General features: G+C 33.2%; 5 protein-coding genes. 1 reads left to right on the top strand and 4 read right to left on the bottom strand.

Features of this window, described 5'->3' with window-relative positions; translation table 11 throughout:
* Positions 1-210 precede the first annotated feature (210 nt).
* Positions 211-3,144, top strand: coding sequence for a TonB-dependent receptor (locus ES044_RS14365; protein ID WP_147117991.1), 2,934 nt, complete (start codon positions 211-213; stop codon positions 3,142-3,144).
* Between the two features lie 272 nt (positions 3,145-3,416).
* Here the strand turns inward: ES044_RS14365 and ES044_RS14360 are convergent, their stop codons facing one another.
* From ES044_RS14360 to ES044_RS14345, 4 genes are all read right to left on the bottom strand, one after another.
* Positions 3,417-4,184: a UDP-2,3-diacylglucosamine diphosphatase gene (locus tag ES044_RS14360; protein WP_147187325.1), complete on the bottom strand. Its 768-nt coding sequence runs from the start codon at positions 4,182-4,184 to the stop codon at positions 3,417-3,419.
* 289 nt (positions 4,185-4,473) lie between these two features.
* Positions 4,474-6,042, bottom strand: coding sequence for a S41 family peptidase (locus tag ES044_RS14355; RefSeq protein WP_147117989.1), 1,569 nt, complete (start codon positions 6,040-6,042; stop codon positions 4,474-4,476).
* Positions 6,035-6,460, bottom strand: coding sequence for a deoxycytidylate deaminase (locus ES044_RS14350; RefSeq protein ID WP_147117988.1), 426 nt, complete (start codon positions 6,458-6,460; stop codon positions 6,035-6,037). The genes ES044_RS14355 and ES044_RS14350 overlap by 8 nt, the downstream gene beginning before the upstream one ends.
* 142 nt (positions 6,461-6,602) lie before the next feature.
* Positions 6,603-7,184, bottom strand: a complete 582-nt coding sequence (locus ES044_RS14345) for a HupE/UreJ family protein (protein ID WP_147187323.1) — start codon at positions 7,182-7,184, stop codon at positions 6,603-6,605.
* Positions 7,185-7,191: the final 7 nt, after the last annotated feature.

The raw sequence follows: 7,191 nt of genomic DNA, 5'->3' as shown, positions 1-7,191 counted from the left end.
AGAAAATAAAGGTAAAAAATAAGTTAAAACGAACGTTGAAATAGCAATTAATTGAAAAGTTGCATCATTCTAAATACAACTAAAATGAACTCAACTATCCTAATATGTTACTTGCGGATTTAAGGTAAAATTAAGAATTTGTTTATAAAATTTGCAATGTTAAATTAAAAGAACAATCTTTGTTTAAACTTAATTTAAAAATAATTTAATATGAAACAAAAAAACTTACTGAAATTTTTAGTATTTTCTTTTATGTTTACGTTGCCTTTTGCATTGGCAGCTCAAACTATAAAAGGAAAAGTAACAGATTCTTATGGAGAGGGTTTGCCTTATATTAACATTGTAGAAAAAGGAACATCTAACGGTACTTCAACAAATGATGCGGGAACTTTTTCTATTGATATAAAAAGCTTACCAACCTCTTTTGTGGTTTCTTCTATGGGTTTTGCTTCCCAAACGATACAAGTAACCGACACTTCTTTTTTAACAATTGAGCTAAAAGAAGATAATGCTTTAGCTGAAATTGTTTTTATTGGTTCTAGAAACCCTAACAGAAGTGCAATAGACTCTCCTGTACCTATTGATATTGTTAATATTAAAGAATTAGCAGCATCTTCTCCACAGGTAAATTTAAATCAGATTTTAAATTTTGTAGCACCTTCATTTACATCGAATACACAAACTATTTCAGATGGTACAGATCACGTAGATCCTGCTTCTTTAAGAGGTTTAGGTCCAGACCAAGTATTGGTATTAATTAACGGAAAAAGAAGACATACATCTTCTTTAATAAACGTAAATGGTACGTTTGGTAGAGGTTCTGTAGGGACAGATTTAAACGCTATACCAGCAGCAGCAATTAAAAGATTAGAAGTTTTAAGAGATGGTGCGGCAGCACAGTATGGTTCTGACGCTATTGCTGGGGTTATTAACATTGTTTTAAATGAAAGTGTAAATGAGTTGTCTATGGCAGTGACCACGGGTGCACATTTTAGTAGCAATTCAAATGGGCAAACAGGCGGTGTAGACGGTCAAACGACCAATATTAGCGCTAGTTACGGTTTACCTTTAGGTGACAAAGGTGGTTTTATTAACTTTTCTGGAGATTTTGATGTACGTGAAGATTACAACAGAATGAAAGAATGGGAAGGAAGTATTTTTAATGGTTATAATGCAGTAGAGCGCATTGCAAACGGAGCTAATTATGATACAACAAAATTTTTGTCTTTATCAAACGGTTTAGATCCATCATCTCCTGAATATTCAACTATTTTAAATGACTTAAAAGGATTTGCAACTACTGCGGGTTATTCTTCAAATGCAACAGATGGGTTATCTGAAATGCAATCAATTTTAGAGGCTAACGCTACGGATTCTGAATTAGCAGCAAGAGGTTTAGATAGAGCTGACTTTAACATGAGAGTGGGTCAGTCTCAAGTAAGAGGTGGTCGTTTCTTTGCCAACTTTAAATTACCTTTAGATGATAACGGAACAGAACTATATTCTTTTGCAGGAATGAGTTCTAGAGCAGGTAACTCTGCCGGTTTTTACAGATTGCCAAATCAAAGTAGAACTTTTACACCTGCTTACATAAATGGTTTTTTACCAGAAATTAACTCAACAATTTCTGATCAATCTTTATCGGTTGGTATTAAAGGTAAAATTGGTGATTGGAATGTAGATTTCTCGAATACTTATGGTAAAAATGCTTTTGATTATTTGATTGGAAACACTTATAACGCTTCTCAAGGGGTGGCATCGCCAACTGTTTTTGATGCTGGTGGATTCTCATTTTCACAAAACACCACCAATTTAGATTTAAACCGTTTCTTTGAAGATACTTTTGATGGGTTTGGCGTTGCCTTTGGTGCTGAACACAGACTAGAAAATTATGAAATCGTTTCTGGAGAAGAGTCTTCTTATACGCAATACCAAGCGGACGGTTCACCATTTAGAGGTCTTGCAGGGACTACTCCTTTAAAAGACTTCTTTGGAAACTCTAGACCAGGTGGTTCTCAAGTATTTCCTGGGTTTGGTCCAAAAAACGAATTGGCAAGAAGCCGAAGTAGTGTTGCTGCTTATGTAGATTTAGATGCGAAGTTTTCAGACACTTTTTCAACTACTTTTGCAACACGATATGAAAACTATTCAGATTTTGGTGCTACCTTAAACTTTAAATTAGCGGCTATTTTAAAAGTTTCTGAAAACTTTAGAGTTAGATCTTCTTTTAATACTGGTTTTAGAGCACCTTCTTTACACCAATTAAACTTTAACTCTACTTCTACAATTTTCCAAGACGGTATTCCTGTTGAAGTAGGTACGTTTGCAAATGATAGCAAAGCAGCTAAATTATTAGGAATTCCTCAATTAAAAGAAGAAACTTCTAATAGTTTTAGTGCAGGTTTTACGGCACAGTTACCAGAATCTAACATTACTTTTACAGTAGATGGGTATGTTGTGAATATAGCCGATAGAGTGGTGTATACAGGGCAGTTTGGTGTTAGTGACACAGATACAAATCCTAATAATAATTCGGGTTCTGAATTGGATAAATTATTAATCCAAGCAAATGCATCTGCAGCCTCTTTCTTTGCGAATGCTATAGATACGCAATCTAAAGGAGTAGATGTGGTCATTACACACAAAGCAAATTTTGGGAGTAATACAAGATTAACAACAGATTTAGCGGGTACTTTTTCGCAAACAAGACAAGTGGGCGGTATTAAAGCTTCACAAGAGTTAACGGATGCAGGTTTAGTAGGTACTTATTTTCCAGAAGATAGTAGAATCTTTTTAGAAGAGGCAGTGCCAAGAACTAAAGTAAATTTAACCAATAGTTTAACTACGGGTAAATTTAATATTTTCTTTAGAAACGTGTATTTTGGTGAGGTTTCTGAAGCTACCAATTCAGTTGCGAATCAACAAAATTTTTCAGCTCAAATAGTAACTGATTTATCTTTAGGGTATAAAGCTACAGAAAATCTAACGTTAACTGTGGGAGCAAATAACTTATTAGATGTGTATCCAGACAGAGCTATTGAAGCGAACAGAAGTGGTGGTCGTTTTGATTGGTCTAGAAGATCGCAACAATTTGGTGTTGGTGGTCGTTTCTTATTCGCAAGAGTAAGCTTCAACTTAAAATAAATGAATAGAGTATCTGATTAAAAAGCGGCAATTTTGCCGCTTTTTTTATGCGTAATTTTTAGTTTTTCAATGCCAAAGACATGTATTATATAGCTATTCTATTCTTGAAAAAGAATACTTTTATATGTTGTTGACGAAAAATTTAAAGGCAAAAAAAATAAATGAAAGTGTACTAATTTGATGAAAAAATGACTTTATAGAGATAGAATAAAATTTGTTTAGTTTGGATTATAACCTGTAAAAAGCAAAAAAGTTGAAGTTAGTTTAAAGGATTAAGGCTTAAATTCTTTTAGTAGAAACTCACTTCCATTCAACTCTCCATAGGTAAAATACTGAATCCAATCTCCGAGGTTAATGTACGTGCTGTTTTCTTGAAGTTCTATTTTTAAAGGTAAATGACGGTGTCCAAAAACAAAATAATCATAATGCGCTTGAGATAATTTACGTTTACAATATTGCACTAACCATTCATTTTCATCGCCTAGATACTTGGCATCTTCTTCACCAGAAATTAGTTTATTTTTAACAGACATATATTGCCCTAATCGAACTCCTAAATCTGGGTGTAGCCATCTAAACATCCATTTAAATAACGGAAAAGTAAACACTTTTTTCATGCGTTTATATCCTTTATCTTCTGGGCCTAAACCATCGCCATGGCCAATCAATAAAATTTTATTATTGATTGTAAAAACTTGTGGGTTGTGAAAAACAGGAATGTTTAATTCTTTTTCAAAATAGTCATGCATCCATAAATCATGATTGCCAACAAAGAAATAAATAGGAATGCCAGCATCTTTAATTTCTGCAAGTTTGCCTAAAGTTCTTACAAATCCTTTAGGGACAACTGTTTTGTATTCGAACCAAAAATCAAACAAATCACCCAATAAAAAAATTGCTTCTGCATCTTTTTTGATATCATCTAACCAAGCAACAAACTTTTTTTCTCTAGGAAAACTAGCTTCGTTAGTGGGTGCTCCTAAATGTTGATCGGAAGCGAAATAGACTTTTTTGTTTTTGGAAGTTGTAATTGTTATCATTGGCACAAAGAAAAGCTATTCTTCTTTACTTTCCAATTTTCGTTTCTGATTGATTTTTCGCAAACAATCCTCATTAAGTTTATTTCGCTGCAAGCATCTTATACAAAGCTTAATCTGAAAAATAGCAGGTGAGATGCTTACAGCACGACAAACTGTATGGAGAACGGTTTAGTTTGTCATGCTGAAAGCATCCCACTCAAAAAAGTTTCTTTTAGTTTATTTTTTTTTAGAGGAATGCACAAAAAGGAGCTAATAAATTAAGGGTTTTTTAAATCTCTTTGTATATTCATCAATTTGCGTTTTCCAACTCTAAAACTTTTAGTAACATTTTATCATCTTGATGAATAATTCTATAAAAACCAATATCACCAAAAAGAACACTGGCAATAGATGCATTTAAATATTTTTTGATGCTTTCTTTCGTTTTAAAAGAAGGCTTTGCAGTTTCTTTTATAAACTTTAAATAAGAGTCTAAAACAACGTCATCAGCATCAAAATCGGTAACAAAACTATCTACAGTCCATTTTGATAATTTTTTTCTGTTCGTATCCACATAATCAAACGCAAAATTATTGACCGAGTTAAAATAGAAACTAGACATATAAGAGGTCGTGTCTATCGCCACAAAAACATCAGGAATAATACCGCCACCGCCATACACTATTTTTCCTTTTGGAGTTGTATATTTTAACGAATCGACTACTTTTATACTGTCTCTGCTTAACAATTCTCCGCTAGCAATTCTTGCTTGGTAATCTTTGTAATAATTTTTATTGCCGTTACCAGCATAAGGTTTCTGAATAGAACGCCCTGTTGGGGTGTAATATCTTGCTACGGTTAAACGCACTGCAGAACCATCGCCTAGAGGTTTCTCTATCTGCACCAAACCTTTACCAAAAGAACGTCTTCCAATAATGGTTCCTTTGTCATTGTCTTGCAAAGCACCAGCAACAATTTCAGAGGCTGAAGCAGATTCTTCATCAATTAAAACATATAAACCTCCTTTTTCAAAAGAACCTATAGCGGTAGAAAAAGATTCTTCAACTTGGTCTTTATTATTTTTTGTGAACACCATGAGTTTGTTTTTTTCTAAAAACTCATCGATAATTCTATTGGCAACATACATAAGTCCTCCGCCATTTCCACGCAAGTCTAAAACTAAATTTGTCATGCCATCATTCATTAATGCGCTTAATGAAGATTTAAATTCTCTATAACTATTGCCTGCAAAACGATTTAGTTTTATATAGCCAATAGAATCATTAATCATGTATGCTAAATCTACACTTTTAATATTTACGTTTCCGCGGGTAATATCAACCATAAATAAAGAATCATTACTTTTTCTGTAAATTTGCAGTGCTACTTTAGTGTCTGGTTTTCCTTTGAGGTATTTAGGAATACTGCCGGTTCTAAATTTTTTACCGTGTAATGTATCATTGTTGGCCATTAAAATTCTGTCTCCCGCTTTAATTCCTGCTTTTACACTTGGGCCACCTTTTATGGGTTGTATAACGGTAATAGAATCTTTAATCATTCTAAACTGAACACCAATACCTACAAAATTACCTTGCATATCATCTGCAATAGCTTGTAAGTTTTCTTTAGGAATGTAAACAGAGTGCGGATCTAATTTCCCCAACATTTGTGTAATAGCGCCATCTAGTAAATCTTCTGTGTTTACTTCATCTACATAATCTTGTTCGATAAAATTAATAAGTTTTTTTATCTTTTGTTCTTGCGATGGGCTTTTAGAAAAAGAAAGTATATTGCCTGCATTCCCGCCAAAGAAGACACCAATTAAAATGCCTAATATAACGGCTAAAGAAAAATATATGGGTAAATTGTTTTTATTCATAAGGTAAGTAATTAAGTTCTACACCCGCTTTTTTTAAAAACGCTAGTCCAGAAACATCTCTGTAATTTTTTGCATACACAACACGTTTTATGCCAGCTTGATGAATTAGTTTACTACATTCTGTGCAAGGTGATAAAGTAATATAGAGCGTAGCATTTTTTGCTGATTGTGCCGACGAAGCAACCTTTAAAATTGCGTTGGCTTCGGCGTGTAAAACTTCCCATTTTGTGACGCCTTCTTCATCCTCACAACAATTATCAAAACCAGTAGGGGTACCGTTAAAACCATCAGAAATGATCATTCTATCTTTTACAATGATAGCACCTACTTGTTTGCGCTTACAGTGTGACAATTTTCCCCATTCTAAAGCCATTTTTAAATAGGCTCTATCATATTTCAACTGTTTCTCTTCTGTCATAAAACGAAAGTAAAAAGATTTGTAGAATAAAGGCGTTAATTAAGGGATAAAATTTAGCGTATGCGCCTCATTTAAATTGAATATAAATTCCGGCAAAAATGAATTTTAATTAGTTTTAGACGAAATATTATTGAGTTTTACTTTACCAAAAAACTCTGTCGATCATCATTTGAATAGAAAACCCGATGACAATAGAAGAGCATACTAAAATCCAATCGCGTCTTTCTACTCTAAAAAAGTTTTGAAGAATCATACCTAAAATTAAAATTCCGATAACGGTAATTACCTGCGCTAATTCAATCCCCAAAGCAAATTCTACTAAAGGAAAGAGTTTGTCTTCTTCTTGCCCAACCATCATTTTAAAATAATTAGAAAAGCCCAAACCGTGAATTAAACCAAAAAATAAAGCTAAAAGTAAGTTGATGTTCCCTTTTTTTGTGGCATCCCTTTTAGCGTTTATAATATTGAGTACGCCGGTTATAAAAATGGTTAACGGAATTAAAAATTCTATTAAATCCATGGGTACTTTTAGAATGCCGTAAGCAGATAAGGCTAATGTTATAGAATGACCAATGGTAAATAAGGTGACTAGCCAGATTACTTTTTTCCATTGAAAATTAGTAAAAACAACGGCTAACACGATTAAAAATAAAATATGGTCGTATGCAGAAAAATCTAACACGTGATGTAACCCCATTTTAAAGTACAGTAAAAAATCTTCCATTATAGAT

Source organism: Polaribacter sp. IC066 (assembly GCF_007997085.1).
Classification (GTDB): Bacteria; Bacteroidota; Bacteroidia; order Flavobacteriales; family Flavobacteriaceae; genus Polaribacter.
Note: the sequence above shows the minus strand (reverse complement) of the source record. Positions and strands in the feature narration are given on the sequence as shown.